The organism is Polaribacter sp. HaHaR_3_91 (assembly GCF_019278525.1).
GTDB lineage: Bacteria > Bacteroidota > Bacteroidia > Flavobacteriales > Flavobacteriaceae > Polaribacter.
In genome coordinates this window covers 1,832,797-1,855,131 of record NZ_CP058986.1, presented here as the reverse complement: position 1 = coordinate 1,855,131, position 22,335 = coordinate 1,832,797, and the positions used below count along the sequence as shown (strand labels likewise).

Annotated in this window: 17 protein-coding genes; 6 read left to right on the top strand and 11 right to left on the bottom strand. The window is 30.3% G+C overall.

Annotation, left to right across the window (positions count from 1 at the left end):
* The first annotated feature begins 94 nt into the window (after positions 1-94).
* The 3 genes from H0I27_RS07740 (at position 95) to H0I27_RS07730 (ending at position 5,138) form a co-directional block, all read left to right on the top strand.
* The gene (locus H0I27_RS07740) at positions 95-1,723 is read left to right on the top strand and encodes an acyl-CoA carboxylase subunit beta (RefSeq protein ID WP_218733343.1); all 1,629 of its coding nucleotides are present in this window, start codon (positions 95-97) and stop codon (positions 1,721-1,723) included.
* 135 nt (positions 1,724-1,858) lie between these two features.
* Complete coding sequence (pta, locus tag H0I27_RS07735; protein WP_218733341.1) at positions 1,859-3,952, top strand: phosphate acetyltransferase; 2,094 nt, start codon at positions 1,859-1,861, stop codon at positions 3,950-3,952.
* Between the two features lies 1 nt (position 3,953).
* Entirely contained in the window at positions 3,954-5,138 is a 1,185-nt protein-coding gene (locus tag H0I27_RS07730) for an acetate/propionate family kinase (RefSeq protein WP_218733339.1), read from the top strand.
* 78 nt (positions 5,139-5,216) lie between these two features.
* On the opposite strand, the gene H0I27_RS07725 is transcribed toward H0I27_RS07730, so the two are convergent.
* Entirely contained in the window at positions 5,217-6,392 is a 1,176-nt protein-coding gene (locus tag H0I27_RS07725; RefSeq protein WP_218733337.1) for a T9SS type A sorting domain-containing protein, read from the bottom strand.
* A 164-nt stretch (positions 6,393-6,556) separates the two neighbouring features.
* Here H0I27_RS07725 and H0I27_RS07720 point away from each other — a divergent pair, with 164 nt between their 5' ends.
* A complete protein-coding gene (locus H0I27_RS07720; RefSeq protein ID WP_218733335.1) occupies positions 6,557-7,273 on the top strand; it encodes a YebC/PmpR family DNA-binding transcriptional regulator in 717 nt (238 codons plus the stop codon).
* 298 nt (positions 7,274-7,571) lie between these two features.
* Here H0I27_RS07720 and lpxK read toward each other — a convergent pair whose 3' ends face one another.
* Positions 7,572-8,585, bottom strand: a complete 1,014-nt coding sequence (lpxK, locus tag H0I27_RS07715) for a tetraacyldisaccharide 4'-kinase (protein WP_218733334.1) — start codon at positions 8,583-8,585, stop codon at positions 7,572-7,574.
* Positions 8,586-9,026: 441 nt separating this feature from the next.
* Here lpxK and H0I27_RS07710 point away from each other — a divergent pair, with 441 nt between their 5' ends.
* On the top strand, positions 9,027-10,121 hold the full coding sequence (locus H0I27_RS07710) for a Nif3-like dinuclear metal center hexameric protein (protein ID WP_218733332.1): 1,095 nt from the start codon (positions 9,027-9,029) through the stop codon (positions 10,119-10,121).
* 2 nt (positions 10,122-10,123) lie between these two features.
* The gene (locus H0I27_RS07705) at positions 10,124-10,897 is read left to right on the top strand and encodes a zinc ribbon domain-containing protein (RefSeq protein ID WP_218733330.1); all 774 of its coding nucleotides are present in this window, start codon (positions 10,124-10,126) and stop codon (positions 10,895-10,897) included.
* Positions 10,898-11,434: 537 nt separating this feature from the next.
* Here the strand turns inward: H0I27_RS07705 and H0I27_RS07700 are convergent.
* From H0I27_RS07700 to H0I27_RS07660, 9 genes are all read right to left on the bottom strand, one after another.
* Positions 11,435-13,324, bottom strand: a complete 1,890-nt coding sequence (locus H0I27_RS07700) for a DUF349 domain-containing protein (RefSeq protein ID WP_218733328.1) — start codon at positions 13,322-13,324, stop codon at positions 11,435-11,437.
* A 255-nt stretch (positions 13,325-13,579) separates the two neighbouring features.
* On the bottom strand, positions 13,580-14,338 hold the full coding sequence (locus H0I27_RS07695) for a shikimate dehydrogenase (RefSeq protein ID WP_218733326.1): 759 nt from the start codon (positions 14,336-14,338) through the stop codon (positions 13,580-13,582).
* The gene (locus tag H0I27_RS07690; RefSeq protein ID WP_218733324.1) at positions 14,319-15,326 is read right to left on the bottom strand and encodes a DUF368 domain-containing protein; all 1,008 of its coding nucleotides are present in this window, start codon (positions 15,324-15,326) and stop codon (positions 14,319-14,321) included. Before H0I27_RS07690 ends, H0I27_RS07695 begins: the two co-directional genes overlap by 20 nt.
* Positions 15,327-16,250 (bottom strand): DUF368 domain-containing protein, encoded by a 924-nt coding sequence (locus H0I27_RS07685; RefSeq protein ID WP_218733322.1) that lies wholly within the window; start codon positions 16,248-16,250, stop codon positions 15,327-15,329. It abuts the gene before it with no gap.
* 267 nt (positions 16,251-16,517) lie between these two features.
* The gene (locus H0I27_RS07680) at positions 16,518-17,741 is read right to left on the bottom strand and encodes an ABC transporter permease (RefSeq protein WP_218733320.1); all 1,224 of its coding nucleotides are present in this window, start codon (positions 17,739-17,741) and stop codon (positions 16,518-16,520) included.
* Position 17,742: 1 nt separating this feature from the next.
* Positions 17,743-18,912, bottom strand: coding sequence for an ABC transporter permease (locus H0I27_RS07675; protein ID WP_302849954.1), 1,170 nt, complete (start codon positions 18,910-18,912; stop codon positions 17,743-17,745).
* A gap of 1 nt (position 18,913) precedes the next feature.
* Positions 18,914-19,906 carry an HlyD family secretion protein gene (locus tag H0I27_RS07670; protein ID WP_218733317.1) on the bottom strand — a complete coding sequence of 331 codons (993 nt, stop codon included), beginning with the start codon at positions 19,904-19,906 and terminating at the stop codon, positions 18,914-18,916.
* 13 nt (positions 19,907-19,919) lie between these two features.
* The gene (locus tag H0I27_RS07665; protein ID WP_218733315.1) at positions 19,920-21,275 is read right to left on the bottom strand and encodes a TolC family protein; all 1,356 of its coding nucleotides are present in this window, start codon (positions 21,273-21,275) and stop codon (positions 19,920-19,922) included.
* A 27-nt stretch (positions 21,276-21,302) separates the two neighbouring features.
* On the bottom strand, positions 21,303-21,887 hold the full coding sequence (locus tag H0I27_RS07660; protein WP_218733313.1) for a TetR/AcrR family transcriptional regulator: 585 nt from the start codon (positions 21,885-21,887) through the stop codon (positions 21,303-21,305).
* Between the last annotated feature and the right edge of the window lie 448 nt (positions 21,888-22,335).

The window sequence follows — 22,335 nt, the reverse complement described above, 5'->3', positions numbered from 1 at the left end:
GACAAAAAAACTCCTTTTTAGACAACCTCTTTTTTTTATCATTTTAATCAAAAGAATATTTCTTAAATTAGCATAAATTAAGAAATAAATTTCGATGGATATCAACTTCAATAAAAACGAAGATTACAATAAATTGTTAGCATCAGATCTAAAAAGAAGATTTGCCAAAGTAAAACTAGGTGGTGGTCAAAAAAGAATTGACAAACTGCATGAAAAAGGTAAAATGACCGCAAGAGAAAGAGTCGATTACCTTCTTGATAGCAATTCTAAATCTATAGAAATTGGTGCTTTTGCTGGTGAAGATATGTATGCAGAACATGGCGGTTGCCCTTCTGGTGGTGTAGTTGTAAAAATGGGATACGTAAAAGGAAAACAATGTATTGTTGTAGCAAACGATGCTACTGTAAAAGCAGGTGCTTGGTTCCCTATTACAGGAAAAAAAAATTTACGTGCTCAAGAAATATCCATAGAAAATAGATTACCAATTATTTACTTAGTAGATTCTGCGGGTGTTTATCTGCCATTGCAGGATGAAATTTTTCCAGACAAAGAACATTTTGGACGTATTTTCAGAAATAACGCCATTATGAGCAGTATGGGAATTACTCAAATTTCTGCCGTTATGGGAAGCTGTGTTGCTGGTGGTGCTTACTTACCAATTATGAGTGATGAAGCTTTAATAGTAGATAAAACAGCCAGTATTTTTCTTGCCGGAAGTTATCTTGTAAAAGCAGCTATTGGCGAATCTATAGACAATGAAACTTTAGGTGGCGCAACTACACATTGTGAAATTTCTGGAGTTACAGATTACAAGGCAAAAGACGATAAAGATGCGCTTGATAAAATAAAATTCATTATTGATAAAATTGGTGATTATGACAAAGCTGGTTTTAGTAAAACCGAAGCTTTTCCGCCAAAAGAAAATGAAGATGATATTTTCGGAATCCTTCCGAAGGAAAGAAATGCACAATATGATATGTTAGAAATCATAAAGCGTTTGGTAGATAATTCTGAATTTGAACAATACAAAGAAGGCTTCGGAAAAACAATTATTACTGGTTACGCTCGTATTGATGGTTGGGCAGTTGGTATAGTTGCCAATCAACGTAAATTAGTAAAAACACAAAAAGGAGAAATGCAATTTGGAGGAGTAATCTATAACGATTCCGCAGATAAAGCTACCCGTTTTATCGCCAATTGTAATCAGAAAAAAATACCGTTGGTCTTCTTGCAAGATGTTACTGGTTTTATGGTCGGTTCTAAATCTGAACATGGTGGAATTATAAAAGATGGCGCTAAAATGGTAAATGCTGTCAGTAATTCTGTAGTTCCTAAATTTACAATTGTTATAGGAAACTCATACGGAGCAGGTAATTACGCAATGTGTGGTAAAGCATACGATCCTAGATTAATTGTTGCGTGGCCAAGTGCAGAATTAGCAGTAATGAGCGGAAATTCTGCTGCAAAAGTATTACTACAAATAGAAACGGCATCACTAAAAAAACGTGGCGAAGAAATAACTCCAGAAAAAGAAGCTGAATTATTTGACAAAATAAAATCGCGTTATGACAAGCAAATTTCACCTTATTATGCCGCTGCCAGAATCTGGACAGACGCTGTAATTAATCCGTTAAGAACTAGAGATTGGATTTCCATGGGAATTGAAGCAGCAAACCACGCTCCTATTACAAAACAATTTAATATGGGGGTTTTACAGGTTTAAATATCTGCCAACATTTTGTAAATAATATCTAAACAGGTATTTTTTTTTCTATAAAATCAACATCCAAAAATGACTATTATCATACTTAATAGTTCCTTTAAAACATATTTTTGCAAATACAATTAACAAAAAAAAATGAGTAAAGCTATATATATTGCCGCAATTGAATCCGACAGTGGTAAATCTTTGGTATCATTAGGTCTTTTAAGAATGATGTTAACCAAATCATCTAAAGTAGGATATTTTAGGCCTATTATCAACGAAGTTAAAGACAGTAAATTTGATGATCATACCAATACTGCTATTAACTTTTTTAATTTAGATATTGATTATGATGACTGTTATGCATATAAGCACAACGAGGTTGTAGAACTTTTAAGTGAAGGAAAAACAGATGACGTTATTCATAAAGTAATTAAAAAATATAAAAAGCTTGAAGCTAAATATGATTATGTTTTAGTAGAAGGTACAGACTTTTCTGGTGAAGGTGGTTTTACAGAGCTAGATGTAAATTTAATGATTGCCAAAAACCTAGGTATTCCTGCTTTAATAGTGGGTTCTGGAAATGGCAAGAAAAAGAAAGATTTTGTAAACACCATGCAACTTACTTATAAGTCTTTTATCAAAAAAGAAGTAGATGTAATTGGTATTATTGCTAATAAAATTGAAGGTGATGAGGTAAACTACATTCAACAAGAATTAGAAAAAAGTTTTCCAGAAAACTTACAAATAAACGTAATTCCTAAAATTGACTTTTTAGCATATCCAACCGTTAGAGAAGTTTTACAAGCTTTAGAAGGTAAAGTATTATTTGGAGAACAATTTCTAGACAATGCCATAGGAAGTTATAGTACTGGAGCTATGCAACTGCGCAACTATTTAACAAGAATTAGAGAAAATGCTTTAGTAGTTACTCCTGGGGACAGAGCAGATATTATTTTGGGTGCTTTACAAGCTAATGCTTCTACCAACTATCCAAAAATTGCAGGAATTGTTTTAACAGGTTCTTTACTACCAGAAGAATCCATTACCAAACTAATTGAAGGTGTACAATCTACCGTGCCTATTATTTCCGTTAAGGGAGGTACTTTTGGTATTACCAATAAGATTGGCGCAGTAAAATCTAAAATTTACGCAAGCCATAACAAAAAAATATTACTATCTCTAGATACTTTTGATACATATGTGAATGCAGAAGGTTTAACAAATACACTTACTTCATACAATTCCGTAAAATTAACACCAAGTATGTTTCAATACAACTTGCTACAAAAAGCAAGAGCTTATAAAAAACATATTGTTTTACCAGAGGGTGATGATGAAAGAATTATTACTGCAGCAGCGCGTTTACAATTATTAGATATTGTAGACTTAACCTTATTAGGAGATAGAAGTACAATTCAACTTAAATGTGATCAAATTGGATTACAAATAGATTTAGATAAAATAAACATTCTAAATCCGGAAGACTCTATACATAATGGTGCTTTTGTAAAAACATTATATGAAGCACGTAAACATAAAGGCATGACAGAAACCATTGCCGAAGACTTAGTAAACGATGTTTCTTATTTCGGAACCTTAATGATTATGAATGGTCTAGCAGACGGAATGGTGTCTGGTGCAGTGCACACTACTATGCATACCATAAAACCATCTTTACAGTTAATTAAAACTAAACCAGGTGTATCTGTAGTTTCTTCTGTATTTTTTATGTGTTTATCAGACCGAGTTTCTGTAATGGGAGATTGTGCTGTAAACCCAAACCCTAACGCAGAACAATTAGCAGAAATAGCAATTTCTTCAGCGCAATCTGCAGAAGCTTTTGGTATAGATGCAAAAATAGCAATGTTATCATATTCTTCTGGAAGCTCTGGAAAAGGAGAAGAAGTAGAAAAAGTGAGAAAAGCTACAGAAATAGTGAGACGCTTACATCCAGAGTTAAAAATTGAAGGACCTATACAATATGACGCAGCCGTAGATATGTCTGTGGCAAAAACAAAAATGCCAGATTCTGAAGTTGCTGGACAAGCCTCTGTATTAATTTTCCCAGATTTAAATACAGGAAACAATACCTACAAAGCTATACAAAGAGAAACAGGAGCTTTAGCAATTGGCCCAATGTTACAAGGTTTAAACAAGCCAGTAAACGATTTAAGTAGAGGTTGTACAGTAGAAGATATCTTTAACACCGTTTTATTAACAGCAATACAAGCACACCAAGGATAATATGAATATTTTAGTTATAAATGCAGGCTCTTCATCTTTAAAATACCAATTAATAGAAATGCCTTCTCAAGCTGTAAAATGCGTTGGTTTGGTAGAAAGAATTGGTATGGAAGATGCCATTTTCACACACAAAAAAGAAGATAAAGAACACTCTGAAGTCGCACCAATATTAAATCATGAAGTTGGTTTAAAAAAAATAGCAAAAGCTTTATTAGATCCAGAATTAGGTGTTATAAATTCAGTTGATGAAATAAAAGCAATTGGACATAGAGTTGTGCATGGAGGAAGCAGATATAGCGGTACTGTTCTTATTACTGAAAAAGTAAAATTTAATATTAAAGATTTATTTGATTTAGCTCCTTTACACAATCCTGCACATTTAACTGGTATAGAAGTTGCTGAAACCATTTTTACCTCTGCAAAGCAAACAGCTGTTTTTGACACTGCTTTTCATCAAACAATGCCAAAGGAAGCGTACCAATATGCAATTCCTACTATTTATTTAAAAGAAAATAAAGTAAGAGCTTATGGTTTTCATGGTTCTAGTCATAAATATGTTTCCGAAAAAGCAATAGAACATTTAGGTGAAAAATCATCAAAAATAATTACGATTCACTTAGGTAATGGTTGTAGTATGTCTGCAATTAAAGACGGAAAATGTATTGATACCACTATGGGATTTTCACCAACCAACGGTTTAGTTATGGGAACTCGTGCTGGAGATATCGATCAATCTGTTATTTTCTTTTTAATGAAGAAATTTAGTAAATCTGCAGATGAAGTAAATGATATTTTACAAAAAGAATCTGGAATGAAAGGTTTAACTGGTTATTCTGATTTAAGAGAAATTGAAGAAAAAGCAGGTAATGGTAATGAAGAGTGCCAAATCGCTTTAAATTTAGCAGGTTATAGAATTAGGAAATTTATAGGTGCTTATACTGCTGCTTTAAATGGATTAGATGCTATTATATTTACAGCCGGTATTGGAGAAAACTCAATTTTAATGAGACAAATGTCTTGCGAAAATTTAGAGTTTTTTGGTATTGAATTAGATGAACAAAAAAACGACATTCGTTCTAAAGAAATTAGAGAAATTCAGAAAGATACAGGCAAAGTGAAGATTTTAGTAATTCCTACCAACGAAGAACTAGAAATTGCAAAAGAAACGTACGATCTTTTAAAATAACCATACGTTTATGTATTAAAAGAGCCTTCTAGTAACACTACATGAAGGCTCTTTTTGGTACATAAAATAATTTTACTTTTAATTTTTTATTATTCTTTTTGTAACCACATTACCTTTTTCTGATTCTATTTTCAATAGATAAACGCCATTCACTAAATGTGCTATATTTATTTCATTTTTAGTTGATACAAATACTTTTTTTCCTAAAACGTTAAATAATTCTATATTTTTTAAAGCAAAACTAGTATCATCAATCTTTAAAATTGAAGAAGTTGGGTTTGGAAACACTGCAAAATCAATAGAACTAAAATCTTTTACACTTGCTGTAGCTTCTCCATAATTGTAAGTCGTTCTATAATCTTCTTCCTCATACCCTAGTATTTTATTTACATAAAAATTCTCTTGCCCTGTTAACGCATCAAAACCAAATTGATCTTTAAATGGATGCGTAAAACTACTCATCATTTGAGTTGAATCAAACGTATAACTTGTTTCATAAGAAAGCTCATAAGAACCATTACTATAATCAAAACTTTTTTCTAAGATTAAATTACCATTTGCATCATAAGTATACTCTTCCTTAAAGTAGGTTTCATAGGCAGCCCCATTCCAATCATAAGATATAATACGAACAATTTTATTATTTGTATTATATGTATACAACTCTTTATCAACTAAACTCCAAGAACTACCGTTCCAATCAGCATAAATAAATTCTGAAACCAAATCATTTGCACCATAACTTATGGTAATTTTAGAAGAAGCGTCTTGCTGATCCCCATCAGTAACATAAACCCAAGAGGAACCATTCCAATCTTGACCTACGACACTAGTAATTTTTCCATTAGTATATGCATAAGTACTTTTATATTGGTTTACCCAAACTCCATTAGTAAATTCTAAATCAATTGATTCCGTAACTTGATTATTACCATTATACGTATAGTTTGATTTATAACCATAAGATATATTGCCTGAAACATCAAAACTTTCATAAGTACTACTAACAACCCTATTGGCAGCATTATACACATAGGTTTCACTACTACTAAATTCCCAACTAGTAGTACTACTATCCCTATAATAAGATTTTTCTGAGACTAGGTTATTGTTTGCATCATAAGTAAACGTTCTTTTATAATTATTCTCCCAACTTGTACCATTGTAATATTCTTCTGTAGCAGAGGTTAGCTTTACTTGCGAAAAAGCAGTAATTGAACAAAGAAGTAAAAGTAATAAAGTAATTTTTTTCATAATTTATATATTTAAAAGGTTCACCTTAAAACTATAAAAAATAGTTACTCAGAACAATACCTACAAATAGGTATATTTCTAAAAAATCCTTGTTTAAAAAATTGTGAATCAACTTGCTAATTTTTACATTTGTATTTATAATTTTTATAAAAACATCATTAGAAATGGGAAGAGCATTCGAGCTTAGAAAAGGACGAAAAATGAAACGTTGGTCAGCAATGGCAAAAACCTTTACTAGAATTGGTAAAGATATTGTAATGGCTATTAAAGAAGGTGGTCCAAATCCCGATTCTAACTCTAGATTAAGGGCAGTTATGCAGAATGCAAAAGCTGCAAACATGCCTAAAGATAATGTAGAACGTGCAATTAAAAAAGCTACCGATAAAGATACTGCAGACTATAAAGAAGTTTTGTTTGAAGGGTACGCACCTCACGGAATAGCGGTTCTTTTAGAGACTGCAACAGATAATAATAATAGAACTGTAGCCAATGTAAGGTCTGCTTTTAATAAGTGTGATGGTAATTTAGGTACTTCTGGTTCTGTCGTTTTTATGTTCGATCATGTATGTACTTTTACAATCAAAAAAGAAGATATTACAATCGACTTAGAAGAGTTAGAGTTAGAATTAATCGATTTTGAAGTTGAAGAAGTTTTTGATGATGAAGAAGGAATTATCATTTATGCTCCTTTTGAGCAATTTGGAGCTATCCAAACTTACTTTGAAGAAAATAGTACAGAAATTTTATCTTCAGGATTTGAAAGAATCCCTACTACAACCACAAAATTAAACGAAGAGCAACAAGCAGATGTAGAAAAATTGTTGGAGAAACTAGAAGAAGATGATGACGTGCAAAACGTCTTTCACTCTATGGAAATGTAAAAAGTATTTGGGCGTTACCACAAGGGTCGGGCTTATTCGTTACAAGTACTCGACCTTTCTGGGCTGTGGGCTTTCTACTTCTATCCCTAACGCAAGAAATTTTAGTTTTTAAAATAGTATAATAAATACAAAGACCTTAGATATTAAAACCATCTGAGGTCTTTATATTTTATAAATTCAGAGAAAAAAACATCATGTGACTTATTAAAAAAAATGGTGTCCTATAAATGAGGTGTTCTTAAAAAGATACTTCTAACAAAAATCAAAAAAAGAAACCAGCGTCCTAACAACGCTGGTTTTATTGTATATGGTTTTTAAGTATTGAATTAAACACTTCTTGTCCTTCTAAAAAAGAAGTTTGTATTCCTAAAAATGAAAGTGCTTCCACCCTATTTTCTAAACGCACGTAATCTTTTTCTGTTGTTAAAATAAGCTTTTTAGAAGACTTTAAATTCGTGTATTCCTTCTTAATTATTTCTATTTCATTATCTGTAAAATGATGATGATCTGGGAATTTTAAATGTTTAAAATTCACGTTTTTCTCCGTTAAAAAAGATAAAAGTGGTGTTGGATTTGCAATTCCTGTTATTAATAAAACATCGTAGTCTTTTAAATCATTCACCAAAATAGATTCAGATCCAGCCGTTTGATCATCATAAGAAATCGTTGTAAAAAACACCTTTTTATGGAACTTCTTTAACTTCTGTTTAATACTGTTTTTGGAAGACTCCGTTAAATTTACAGGGCATTTGGTAACCAAAATAACATCCGCTCGCTTTGCTCCACTACTACTTTCTCTTAAATTTCCTGTTGGTAATAAAAAATCATCCGTAAATAAATCATCATACTTTGTCAATAAAATGTAAAAACTACCTTTTACTTTTCTATGTTGATAAGCATCATCTAATAAAATAACTTCAGGAGCATTGTCTGTAATCAACTTAGTAATTCCTGCTACTCTATTTGCATCAACAGCAACATCAATGGTATTAAACTTTTTATAGTATTGTAAAGGTTCATCTCCAACATCTTCCGCAGAATGCGTACTATTAAGCAATACAAAACCTTCTGTTTTACGTTTGTATCCTCTACTTAAAACAGCTGTCTTAAAACCATCTTTTAATAAACGGATTAAATATTCTATTTGCGGAGTTTTCCCAGTTCCTCCCACACTTAAATTGCCAACCACAATTATCGGAATCTTAAAAGAAGTCTGTTTAAAAAAACCTACTTCAAAAAAAAAGTTTCGTATGCTAGTGACCACATCATAAATAATGGCAAACGGAAAAAGTAAAAATCTTAGAAATTTCATTGATTCAAAAATAAGCAGGTTACACACATTAAAAAAGAAAAAAAACACGAATTTCACGTAAATTTCTTTTGTAAAGTTTATCGATTATTTTGATTGCTGTATTCTTTAAAGCGGAAATTAGTTCGTTATATAAATTATTAGTGTCAATCTAAATGTATAGTTAATGTTAATCGAAACTTATTTTAGAAACCTAATAATTCTCGACAGCGCTCAAACAGACACTACAAAAACCTGCAATTGTTTTAAAACAAATAAGTTTAATCAAAGAAAAGGATAAATTTGTCTACGCAACTTTCTTTTAAAATCTACTTTAAAGAGTTTCCATAGGCTATAACGCAATTATTTTAACAAATTGAAGAAATTCACATCCAAAAAGTAAGTCATTATTATGAATTTATAAACAGAAATGTTAACTTTGATTTTTTGACACAATATTTATTTATGATCATAAAAGACATCACCAACTACTTAGAAGAATTAGCTCCCTTAAATTATGCTGAAGACTTTGACAATGTTGGTTTATTAGTAGGGAATTATAATACCACCGTTTCTGGTGTACTAGTAACTCTTGATACCTTAGAAAAAACGGTAGATGAAGCAATTGCTAAGAACTGTAATTTAATTGTTAGTTTTCATCCTATTATTTTTGGAGGTTTAAAAAAACTAAACGGAAATTCGTATGTAGAACGCGTAGTTTTAAAGGCCATAAAAAATGACATTGCTATTTATGCAACGCATACTGCCTTGGATAATTCTAATAATGGTGTTTCTGCTAAAATGTGCGAAGTTTTAGGTTTAGAAAATCCTAAAGTTTTAATTCCTAAGAAGGGAATTATTAAAAAACTAACCACTTATGTTCCTACTAAAGATTCAGAAGCAGTAAGAAATTCTCTATTTGCTGCAGGCGCAGGAAATATTGGGAATTATGATAATTGTTCTTTTAATATTTTAGGTGAAGGAACTTTTAGAGGAAACGAAAAATCGAATCCGGTTATTGGTATAAAAGGAAAAGATACAACTGAAAAAGAAACTTTAATTTCTATCACTTTCGAAAGTAAGAATGAAGCTGCTATTTTAAAAACTTTAAAAGCAAATCATCCTTACGAAGAAATAGCATATGAAATTATAACCACAGAAAATATACACCAAAATATTGGAATGGGAATGATTGCTGAACTTCCATCAGAGATGGATGAAACCGACTTTCTTTTATATTTAAAAGCCACAATGAAAACGGATTGTGTGCGCCATTCTAATTTAATCAATAAAAAAATAAAAAAAGTAGCTGTTTTAGGTGGATCTGGTAGTTTTGCCATTTCTAATGCAATAAAAGCAGGTGCAGATGCATATGTGAGTGCAGATTTTAAATATCATGAGTTTTTTAAAGCTGAAAACAGTATCCTTTTGGCAGATATTGGACATTATGAGAGTGAACAGTTTACAAAAAACCTTTTGGTAGACTATCTTACGAAAAAATTTAGTAATTTTGCAGTCATTTTATCAGAAGAAAGTACAAATCCTATATATTATATATAAACATGGCAAAGAAGAAAGAAATTTCGGTTGAAGAAAAGTTAAGAGCTTTATACGATTTACAATTAATCGACTCTAGAATTGACGAAATTAGAAACGTTAGAGGTGAACTACCTTTAGAAGTTGAAGATTTAGAAGATGAAGTTGCCGGATTAAACACGCGAATTGCGAACTTAAACCAAGACGCAGCAAACTTAGAAACTGACATTAACAACAAAAAATTAGCTATTGATGAGTCTAATGGGTTAATGAAAAAGTATGATGAACAGCAAAAGAAAGTTAGAAATAACAGAGAATTTGACTCTTTATCTAAAGAAATTGAATATCAAGATTTAGAAATTCAATTAGCTGAAAAAAGAATTATTGAATACAAAGCAAAAATAGCTCAGAAAAAAGAGGTAATTGATGCTACTAACGAAAAGTTAGCAAAACAAGAAAAACATTTAAGCCATAAAAAAGCTGAATTAGATGCAATCTTAAAAGAAACTGAAAAAGAAGAAGAGTTATTAGCTCAGAAATCTGAAGAGTTTTCTCAAACTTTAGATGCACATTTATTTGCTGCTTATACAAGAATTAGAACTAAAGTAAAAAACGGTTTAGCAGTAGTTGCTATTGAGCGTGGTGCTTCTGGAGGTTCTTATTTTACAATTCCACCTCAGGTGCAATTAGAAATAGCAAATAGAAAGAAAATTACTATCGATGAACATAGTGGTCGTATTTTAGTAGATGCTGCTTTGGCTGAAGAAGAAAAATTAAAAATGGAGAAATTCTTTTCTTAATCTTTCTACTCATAAATTATAAAAAACTCGAAGCTTTTAGGCTTCGAGTTTTTTGTTTTATATAGAAAATGTTTCAAAACTGCTTCGCTAAAAAATACAAGAATCAAGACTAAATTAACTTTTCTTATTCTTTTTTCACACATAGATTGTCATTCAGAAAAGAATATTTTACCCTATGTTTACCCTTTTGGAGAGAGAAACTATTCAGAGATACTAACCAAGTAGAAAAAAGAACAAAACTCCAACTTATCACTTCGGATGGAATGAAAAGTCACATAAAGAAGAGAACACAGCGTTGAGCAACTTTGTGTGATTACTCTCTACCTCGAAAGGTCAAACTTTGAGAAAAATTATTTAAAAATATAAAAACCTCCCAAACTTCAAAACATGTCACTTCGGCATTTTGGAAATAGTAAATTAAAAGTAAGCACACTAAATAAATAGTTATACTTATACAATTTTTGGGCACCGTATATAAACAAAAAAACTCGAAGCAAATTGCTTCGAGTTTTAAACTTCATATACTTTATAAGTAAATTAGTAATCTAAGTTCTTAATATAACTTAACTTTTCTTTCCAAATAGTCAAATCTGCTTTAAACTCATTTACTCTATTTTTTACATTTAATACTAAAGGATTATCATCTGTTGCGTTAGAAAAGAAACCTAAATTATTTTCTAATTGTTGAATTTCTTTAACAACTTCATCAATCTTCTTTCTAACAAACATTTGTTCAGAATCTAACTTTCTAACATCGTTATCTGCTGCAAGACTATCTACAACATGTGTAAATTTTAACATAGCAACTTCATTCTTGTCTAAATCTAAACCACTTAAAGCTCTATCGATTAACTTGTTAAATTTACCATCAATGTGTCTTGCATTTCTTGGCAATGCACCTAAATTTCTCCAGTTATTTATAATTTCGAAAATACCTTCTTTAGTAGGATCTTTTAATTCTTTAACCGTTTCCAAGAATTCTTTTTTAGCATCTACAACCTCTTGTTGCTCTTTATTTAAAGAGTTTTTCTGTTCGTGGTATCTATCAAAATAATGATTACAAGCTGCTTTAAAACGCTTCCAAATATCATCAGAAAATTTACGAGGTACATGCCCTATTTTTTTCCAATCTGCTTGTATTTTCTTTAAAGTATTCGTCGAAGACTCCCAATCTTCACTTTCTTTTAAAGATTCTGCAAGCTCAATTAACGCCATTTTCTTCTTTAAATTCTCTTGCTGATCGTTTTTTTCATGCTTATAAAAAACATTTTTAGCGCTGTTAAATTTCTTTGTAGCCGCTTTAAATTTTTGCCAAACTTCTTCACTTTTAGAATACGGAAGTTTACCTGCATTAAAATATTCTTGTCTTAATTCTTCTATATCTTTAATACTTTTTTGCCAATCGTTATGCGTTTTATTATTAGAAGTATCAAAAGCATTTAATTTTTCTACCACCAATAATTTCTTCTCTATAATTTCTTGATGCTTAGAACGCATTTCTCTAAAGTGATCATGCCTTCTATCGTGAATTTTTTTAGTTGCTTCACTAAATTTACCCCATACATCTTCCCTCATTTCTTGAGAAACAGGTCCAATATCTTCTTTCCAAATTTTATGTAAATCTTGTAACTCTTTAAAAGCAACATTAATATCAGCTACTTCTGCCAATGCATTTGCTTTTTCTATAATTTTTAATTTTTCTTCTAAATTATGTTTAAAGTCTAAATCTCTAAAATCATTGCTTAAATGTAATAAATCATAAAAACGCTCTACATGATGATGGTAGGTTTTCCAAGTATCATTATAATGGTTCTTAGAAACAGGTCCAATCGTTTTCCAAGAATCTTGTAATTCTCTAAAACTTTTATACATTGTTGCTGTATCTGCATTTTCAATTAAATCTTTTAATTGCTCAATAACAGAAAGTCTTTTTTCTAAATTAGAAGAAAGTTGCTTGTCTAAATCATTATAATGTGCATCACGTTGTTTTTTATAATCAGACAACAGCGTATTATAATCCGTTTTTATAGGGCTAGAAAATTGAAAATCGATAGAATTACCTCCTTCTTCTAAAAAAGCTGCTTTCTTTTCTGCTAAAAGAGCTCCAAATTTCTGATTAAAAGCACTTTTAATACCTTCAACTTGAGTTTTTATTTTTTGAACAGGATTATCAGAAAGTGTTTTTTTAAGTTCTAAAACTAAATCTTCTAAAGATAATTTTGAATAATCTACAACATCAGATTCTGCATCTTTATCAGTATCTTTTTCAGCATCCTTAGCAATAGATTTCTCTATTTCATCAACTGCATCAACAGTATCATCTGTTTTTTCAAGATTTTCTACAACTTCAACTTTTTTAGTTTCATTTAAAACTTCTTCTACTTTCTTTTCCGTCTTATCAACGTTTACTTCATTTTTTTCTAACATATCTACAATGTTTAAGGTCTACTATAATACTACTATTATATATCTTATAAAGATACTGACAACTTACTAAATCTACAAACTATCTAACTATAAAATAACATAGATAATTTACTTTTGGGCGTTCCCTTACAGGTCGGGCTTTCCTTTACAATCTTTTTATTTATTCTTCATAAAAAGGATTTCCAATGCTCCCCCTAACGCACTGCGCTAATTGCCAACTATTCTTTTAATATTAAATAAATAATATCATTCTAATTATGCTTTATTCCAAATTCTCCAAGATTCTTCTGCTTGTAATTGCAACATTTCATATCCGTTTTTAATTGTAGCTCCTTGTGCTTTTCCTTTTGCTAAAAAAGTTGTCACTTCTGGATTGTAAATTAAATCGTACAACAAATGTTTTTCTGTAATAAACTGATACGGAATATCCGGACATCTATCTGTATTTGGAGATGTACCAACTGGAGAAGAATTGATAATAATTTGATATTTCTCCATGATTTCTTCCGTTAAATCTTGATAAGAAATTTCTTTTTTACCTTCTGGGTTTCTAGAAACAAATTTAAACTTAATATCATTCTTTTTTAAGGCATATGCAATTGCTTTAGACGCACCTCCTGTACCTAAAATTAAAGCTCTTTTATGGTGTTTTTTTATCAATGGAAATATTGATTTTTCAAAACCAACAACATCAGAATTATATCCTTTTAAATTTCCTCTTTTAGTAAATTTAATAGTATTTACAGCGCCAATAGCTTTTGCTGTTTCATCTAATTGATCTAAGTATTTCATTACTTCTTCCTTATAAGGAATGGTAACATTTATTCCGCCTAAACTATCTCCTCCTTCTTTTATTACAGCAGTAAAATCTTCTATTTTTTGAATATCAAAATTAACGTACTTACATTTTTGTAAATCTAATTTTTCAAACTTTTCTGTAAAATACCCACGAGAAAAAGAATACTCAATACCTTTTCCTAATAATCCAAAAACTTTATTTTTTCTTTCTCCCATAAAAATCTATTCCTAAAATTAACAAAATACCTAACACAATATAAAACACAGCTGTCCAGGTTTCTAAATTTGAAAAATCAGGAACAAATCGTTCATAATTTTCCACGATTTTATTTCCTTTTTTATCTATTAAAAAACTTCCTTCTTCTTGTAAATACACAGCCTTTTTCCAAGGCCAAACAATCCCTAATGATCCCGTAATAAAACCTATAATAACTGCATTTACAATTTGATTCCACCGTTTTAAAACATAGCCTAAAACATGACTAATAGAAACCAAACCAAAAGCAGAACCTACCGTAAAAACACTAATTATTTTTAAATAACGTACTTTTACAGGATCGGATAAAACTTTAAAATCTCCCGATAAAAGACTTGTAATAACATTGAATAATACATTTACAGAATCTACCAATAGTAACACATAATTCCCTAAAAGAATTAAGATAAAAGACCCAGAAAGTCCTGGAAGCGTCATCCCAGAAACACCAATAATTCCGCATACAAAAACAAACCAAAGATTGTCGTTTTCTGTTGCTGGCGTTAAAAAACTAATTCCAATTCCTATAGACGCTCCAATAACTAAAGATAGTATGTTTTTAAAATTCCACTCTCCAAAATCTTTTCCAATATAATAGATAGATCCTATAATCATTCCAAAAAACCAACTCCAAACATACAACTCAAAGTTGTCTAAAAAATAATCTAGTATTAAAGAAATACTAAAATAACTAAAGACACTTCCGCCCATAACTAAAAGCAGAAAAGAGCCATTAATGTAGCTATAAAAACTTTTAAATCGACCATTTAGAAGCAACCTAAATGCTTTTAAGTTTACCTTTCTAAATGAGTAAATTAATTCTTCATAAAAGCCAAAAACGAAAGAAACTGTTCCGCCAGAAACACCAGGAACCTTATTTGCAGCCCCCATTGCCAACCCTTTAAAAAAAAGGATTAATTTCTGTAAAAAAGTTCTTTCTACTAACATTTATTTTTTCGCTACAGCTAATTTTTCCATTCCTAGAATAATTACAAAACCAACAACTGCCAATACAATTGCCATGGTTAACTCTGCATCTCCATTAAAAGAAAAAGGACTTACACTTTGTTGATTAAATGGAACTTCTACTCCATGAGAATTTGTACGCCATGTTAAGGTTTGTTTCCAAGGCCAAATTTTATTTAAAGATCCAATTATAAAACCTGTTAAAGCAGCTAACGTTATGTTTTTATAATGTTTAAACAACCATTTTAAAACTCTAGAAAATGTTAATAGACCAATAATTGCACCAGCCATAAAAACTAAAATAGTTTTAAAATCTCTATTATTTAAAGCATCTAAAACAGGTTTATATGCACCTAATAACACTAAAATAAAAGAACCTGAAATTCCAGGTAAAATCATTGCACAAATAGCAATTGCTCCTGCAAGGAATATAAATAACGGAGAAGAATTTTCTGAAACTAAAGGATTTAGAGTCGTAATATAATACGCTAAAAAGGCTCCTAAAACCAAGACTATTACAGAAATAACATTCCATTTTGTAATTTGCTTAGCAATGTAAATTATACTAGCCAATACCAAACCAAAAAAGAACGACCATAATAAAATAGGCTCATTTTCTAATAAATATTTAATGACTTTTGCTAATGAAATTATACTTATAAAAATCCCTATAAATAATGAAGCTAAAAAATTACCGTTTAATTGTGTCCAAGCTGCTTTTAATCCGTCTTTTTTTAATGTCTTAAATAAGTCTAGATTTACATTGCTAATAGATCCTAATAATTCTTCATAAATACCAGAAATAAAGGCAATTGTACCACCAGAAACTCCAGGCACTACATCTGCTGCACCCATTCCCATTCCTTTTAAACCAATAACTATATAGTCCTTTATATTTCTACTCATTTTCTGTCTCTTTTTTTTAGAAAAACGAAGATAATAGAAATTTGAGAAAGATTATGAAAAGCTTAGTAATTTCAAGGTCTTCAAATCAAAAAAAAGCGATGTATAGATTTTATAATCACTTTTATATATCAGTAAATAAAAACCTGCTTTTTATTTACCTTAACTTCTTGTTTTATAGTAGCTACTTAATTTATTTTTGTCAGTTAGATCGCAGTTGAGAACTAATTCGATTACTAAAATAGTTTTCGACTCTTATAATCTATATAATTAACTATTTACCTCTAATCCTTTTTTTAACATTACTTCCTTTTTTGCTCTTAATTTTAAAGAGATGGCAGCAATGACAAAATAAATTACCGTTAACAACCATAAGTGATTCCATTCTTTTATTACATCTAAAAATGAAGCTTCCATTTGTGTTAATTTAACAAAGCCATTCATACCTGGTGTTGATGGAATGATGTCTGAAATAAATTTATAAAACTTAGAAAAACCTTCAACAGGAAAAGACAACCCGCTTAACATTAATGACGGAATAGAAAGCAATACTAAAAATACAATAGAATCTTCCCTTCTTTTAAAAAAGGAACTGATGGATATTCCTAGAAACACCACAGAAAATATATAGGGAATTATAAATACGTAAATTGATAATAATGAAGAACGCACCGGAATTCCAAACAACGTGTACACAACGCCAACTTGAATAGGAATAATAACGATATAAATTAAAGTATATAAACACGCTTTGGCTAATAAAACAGATAGCACGCCTCCTTTATGTAGTATCCTTGGAAATTCTTTATGTGTAGATTTAGATTCTCGTCGAGATCCACTTAAAAGACCAATTCCCATCAATAAAACTAATTGAATAATTAAAGCAGTTAACATCGGAATTAAATAAGTTGCATATCCAGAATTTGTGTTAAACAAACTGGTGGATATTGCTTTTATTGGCGTATAATTTTTCTGAGCTTCATCAAAAGAAACTCCTTTTGCCATTTCTTTTTTTACTGCAATTCCTGCACTAAAATATCCGTTAACCGCAGTAACATCTCCTAAAACACGTTTGTAAAATAACATATTAGCAGCATCAGAAAAAGTAGTAATGGTTGTTTGTCTGCCACTTCTAATATTCTTTTCAAAATTCTTTGGAATTATAACAATTCCTTGCACTTCTCTAAAATAGTAAGCTACTTTAGCTTCTTCTAAATCGGCAAATGATGTTATTGTTTTTGTACCTTCTGTAGCCGCTAACATAGCAATATAATCTCTACTCATTCTGGTACCATCTTGATTTACAATTGCAACCGGAACTTCTTTAATTATTTGATTTGAATATATATAAGTATACACCACCAAAATAATAAGGGTTACAGATAAAAAAGTACTTGCCACCGCTTTATCCGATTTAATTGAATTCCATTCGGTACGGAATGTATTCTTAAATGAAATGATGCCTTTGTAAAATAATTTATATAAATTCTTCATTTTAAATACTGTGATTAAACTTCCCTTTTAAAAACAATCTTTTTAACTTAAACCAACTTATTGAAATTGGCACAATACACAGAACAACTAAAATAATGATTGCCTTTAAAGAGTAAAATGCAGGAAACCCTCGTTGCGATTGATCTAGTAATAATTCAAAGAAATGGGTAAACGGAAAAACCTGACTCAGCCATTGCAATATTTCTGGCATTCCAAAAATTGGAAATGTAATTCCTGAAAAAGAAAGACTTACAGCTCCAAAACCAGATCCAATTGTTAAGGCTTCTCTAAAACTACCACTAATAGCAATAAAGAATAATGCAAATGACTGATTTGCTAAAATCAATAAAAGTAAACCTGTTAAAACGGTTGTTTTACTTCCAAAAAAAGGAAAATCTTGCCATACGTACATACTTAATAATGTAACAATACCTACAAATAAAAACCAAATTGTATAAGGTAAAACTTTTCCTAAAATAATAGCAGATAAGCTTCCGTTTGTAATGCTCAATAACTTATTTCCTTTGCTATACTTTAGATCTGCCCCAAAACAATAAATAGTGGTTAGCATGACAAATAATTGAAAAAACATCGTTAAAAACCCGGTGTTTAAGTAATAGGAGTAATTTGTATACGGATTAGACAATATATGATTATTTGCTTTTATAGGTTGATAATTCACCAATGCTTGTTGCTTTGACACTCCTTTTTTACGTTGCTTTTCTATGTTTACACCAGCCGAAATTGTGCCAATAACTTTCCGAAATGCTTTATATTCTAATCCACCAGCCAATAAAAAATTACTATTGTACTGGTTGATGATGTTTACTTGTTTTCCTCTTTTTAAATCTGCTTCAAAGTTTTGAGGAATTGTAACGACACCATACGCTTTTCCCAAGCTAATTAACTCTTCTCCTTTTTGCTGATTTATAGGAAAAAAACCAATTTTAATATCCGGCGCAGCATCTAACTGAGCAATAACATTTCTTGAGGTTGCGGTATGATCTAAATCTACCACAGCAACAGGTAAATCTCTAGCAACACCTTCACTTAAAAGCGTATTGAAAAACAAAATGGACACAAAAGGCAATATTACTGCAAGAACAAAAGTCGACTTACTGTTAAATAACAGTGCGATCTCTCTTTTTGCAATCCGTAAAGAGGGTTTCATTTTACTCATTAAATTGAGAATAATCAATTAAAATACTCATTCCAGGTCTTAACTCTACTTCTTTTTCAACAGGCATCGCCTTAATTTCAAAAGTTCTAATATCAAAATCTCCAGTAGCTTTTGTTGCACTCCAAGTAGCATAATCTCCTAAAGCAGCAACATAATAAATTTTAAATTGTACTTTTTTATTGTTTAAAGCAGGAATCGTTGCTTCAAAAACACTTTCTTTTTTAAAATTGAAAAGACTCGTTTCTTTGATATTTAAGATAGCGTAACTATTTGTTAAATCAACCAAATGAACAACTGGGTAACCTGCTCCTATTAATTCTCCTTCTTCTGGTAAAAAATCAAGAACTTCTGCATCTATAGGTGCAATAATATTACGCTCGTTTTTATAACCTTCTAACTCAATTAAAGCGCCATCTGCCTGTTTTACCATTGCTGTTGCAGCATCTATATCTTCATTTCTAGCACCTTTTTTTGCCATTTGATACATGCTTAACGCTGCTTCTTGGTCTTTTAACGCAACTTCTTTTTTTGCAAATATTTCATCTCTTTTTTGTTCAGAAATTACGCCATCCTTAAATAAGTTTGCCATACGAGTGTATGTCTTATTCATTACATTGGCTGCTGCTGTTGCTTTTTCATAGACACTTTTTGCTGCTCTAATTTCTTCTGACCTTGCTCCATTTTGTGCTTTATTCTTTTGAGCATTTGCAGCATCTCTTAAAGCTAACGCTTGTTGCTCTTTTGCCATAATTTCTGGACTTAAAAGCGTTGCTATCAATTGTCCTTTTTTTACACTTGCTCCTTCTTTCACTTCAAAAGAATTGATACGTGTAGGTATTTTAGAAGACAAATAAATTTCTTTTGCTTCAATTCTACCTTGTAAAACAACCGATTTAGGTTTCGTTAAAAACCACACACCTGTAAGAACTATAATTGAAATAATTACAACACCTATTAATGATTTTATAAATTTTGAATTTCTCATTTTAATTTTATTATTAATTTTGATTTAAGAAAGAAGCTGTTTTTCCTGTAAGTACCATTAACTCTCCGTAAGCTACATTGTACTCATATAAGGCTTTTATTTTATGTAATTTAATTTCTGATAACTTTAGAGTTGCGTCCATCACTTCTAGTGAAGTTCCAGTTCCTTCTTCAAAGGCACGTGTTCTCATAAATTTTAGTCTATTTGCCAATGCTTCATCTGTATGTAAACTTTCGTATTGCTCCAGTTCTTTTTGCATGGTATTGTACAGTTTTTCTGTATACGTCGTTAAATTTAATCGAGCTTGTCTATCAATTTCTTCTACTTGAGAAATTTTATATTTTGATGCTTTTATTTTATGTTCTCTTTGAAAACCATTAAACAATTCCCATTCTACACCAACACCAACAAACCATTTTGTATCTACCAATGGTAAATTATCTTTCCAAAGGATATATTTTCCAGAAACTCCTACTTTCGGAAAATAATCACTCTTTTCTACTTGTACACCTACTTTTGCTAGCTCATGATTTTTTTCAATGATTTTTAACTGTTCATTGTCAGTCAACATATCATTGGTAAAATCTTGCAAAGGTTTTACAATGGTGGGTTCCTTAAATTCACTACTGAAACCAGAAATGGATTTTACTCCTATTAAGTTCTGAACAGCCGTAGTAGCCAAATCGACATCTTTTTTAGCACCTAACAACTCTCTATTTGCATTAGACAAAGCTACTTTAGCGTTTAAAGTTTCTACTTCTGGAATAATACCATTTTCGAAAAACTTAGTTGCTTGGTTATTATGTAACAAAATAACATCATATACTTCTTGTCTTAACTGAACTGCTTCTTCGGCTAATTTTAACTTAAAAAAGTAATTGATTAACTGAATCGTCAATGCATCTTCTTTAATTTTATGCTTGGTTTCTGACAATGCTAATTTTATTTCTGAAGCTTTGTTAGCGGCATTAATCTTTCCTCCTGCATAAATTGGCATCGATATATCTGCAGTGGCAAACCCCATATTTTTTTCTTGCAGAGTAAAATCCCAACTCCCTAAAACGGCTGTAGGATCTGTAATCCCTAACAAGCCACCTACCATATTTCTTTGCTCATTTAAATCAGCCGAAATATCTTTATCTAAATGCATATAAGTACCAGAAACACCTACCGTTGGTAAACGCAATCCTTTTGTAGCTTTATGCTCTTCTTCCATCGCTTTTACTTCAAAGCTAGAGGCTTTTGCATCTCCGTTTTTAGACAACATTAAGTCATACGCTTGCCTTAAGGTAATATCTTGGGCGTTTGTAAATGTTGTTATAAAACCTAATACAACAGAGAAAAACACTCCTATTCCATTCAATTTCATTGATTTATTTTTTAAATTGATATTCACTTATTTTAAAATATTTAAAATATTATCAGTTAGTTTATCTACATCATCTATAGTAACTTCTTGTTCTCCAAAAATATTTTTTCTTGTAAAATTGATATAATCCACGGCATAGACCAAAATGTGATAATGCAATTGATACACCGTTGTTTCTTTCGAAATCTCACCAGATTTCACTCCAATTATTTTGATGCTATTCATTAACTCAGCACTTTTTTCTTTAATGATTTCTGATGCAAAAAAGTTTTCATTATGTAACAATTGATAAAAAAATTTTGAAGCATTTGGCTCTTCTAAAAAGTAAGTAACTCTATTTCTAATAAACTCTTCTATAAGTGGTTTAATAGTATCTGTGTTTATGGTTAATAAATATTCTAGCTCTTTATATAAAGAGTTTACCTTATCACGATAGAGTTCATTTATTAAATCTTGTTTACCCGTATAAGTTCTATACAAATACCCACCACTTACGTTTGCTTTTTTAGCAATCATAGCAATTGTAGTTGCTTCAATACCATGTTCTACAATGGTATGCATAATCGCATCTTTAATTCTTGCTATTTTATCTTCATCAATTTTACGCGCCATACTTAGAATTATTTTCCAATACAAAGTTATGAATAAATGTTCATTCATTTATTAAAAGTGAATAATTTTTTATAAATTGTAATTAACTTAAATATTTTACTATAAATATATAATCATAAAATTTAAAACATTATTGTCAATAAAAGATATAAAACCGCTTCTTTTTTAGATATAAAAACATAGATTTATGAAAAAAATATGTTCCAACTAAATAAAAAATAATCTCTATTCAAAGCTTACTGTTATATAAAATAGTAAGCTTTGAATGGAGAAAATATGAAGTTTAAATATTTCATCTTTTATTGATAAATAAGAAATTTATATGGAAGAGAAAAACAGTAGTGCTAATAAACACATTGAATACAAAACTTTAAGGAGAAGATTATAAAACATATTAAAATAAGCTTTAATTCCTAACGGATGAAGCTGTAATCAGATCTGTTCTGTT

Coding starts and splice junctions, on each gene's coding strand:
- H0I27_RS07740 (WP_218733343.1), top strand. CDS start 95: ATGGATATCAACTTCAATAAAAACGAAGATTACAATAAATTGTTAGCA.
- pta (WP_218733341.1), top strand. CDS start 1,859: ATGAGTAAAGCTATATATATTGCCGCAATTGAATCCGACAGTGGTAAA.
- H0I27_RS07730 (WP_218733339.1), top strand. CDS start 3,954: ATGAATATTTTAGTTATAAATGCAGGCTCTTCATCTTTAAAATACCAA.
- H0I27_RS07725 (WP_218733337.1), bottom strand. CDS start 6,392: ATGAAAAAAATTACTTTATTACTTTTACTTCTTTGTTCAATTACTGCT.
- H0I27_RS07720 (WP_218733335.1), top strand. CDS start 6,557: ATGGGAAGAGCATTCGAGCTTAGAAAAGGACGAAAAATGAAACGTTGG.
- lpxK (WP_218733334.1), bottom strand. CDS start 8,585: ATGAAATTTCTAAGATTTTTACTTTTTCCGTTTGCCATTATTTATGAT.
- H0I27_RS07710 (WP_218733332.1), top strand. CDS start 9,027: ATGATCATAAAAGACATCACCAACTACTTAGAAGAATTAGCTCCCTTA.
- H0I27_RS07705 (WP_218733330.1), top strand. CDS start 10,124: ATGGCAAAGAAGAAAGAAATTTCGGTTGAAGAAAAGTTAAGAGCTTTA.
- H0I27_RS07700 (WP_218733328.1), bottom strand. CDS start 13,324: ATGTTAGAAAAAAATGAAGTAAACGTTGATAAGACGGAAAAGAAAGTA.
- H0I27_RS07695 (WP_218733326.1), bottom strand. CDS start 14,338: ATGGGAGAAAGAAAAAATAAAGTTTTTGGATTATTAGGAAAAGGTATT.
- H0I27_RS07690 (WP_218733324.1), bottom strand. CDS start 15,326: ATGTTAGTAGAAAGAACTTTTTTACAGAAATTAATCCTTTTTTTTAAA.
- H0I27_RS07685 (WP_218733322.1), bottom strand. CDS start 16,250: ATGAGTAGAAATATAAAGGACTATATAGTTATTGGTTTAAAAGGAATG.
- H0I27_RS07680 (WP_218733320.1), bottom strand. CDS start 17,741: ATGAAGAATTTATATAAATTATTTTACAAAGGCATCATTTCATTTAAG.
- H0I27_RS07675 (WP_302849954.1), bottom strand. CDS start 18,912: ATGAAACCCTCTTTACGGATTGCAAAAAGAGAGATCGCACTGTTATTT.
- H0I27_RS07670 (WP_218733317.1), bottom strand. CDS start 19,906: ATGAGAAATTCAAAATTTATAAAATCATTAATAGGTGTTGTAATTATT.
- H0I27_RS07665 (WP_218733315.1), bottom strand. CDS start 21,275: ATGAAATTGAATGGAATAGGAGTGTTTTTCTCTGTTGTATTAGGTTTT.
- H0I27_RS07660 (WP_218733313.1), bottom strand. CDS start 21,887: ATGGCGCGTAAAATTGATGAAGATAAAATAGCAAGAATTAAAGATGCG.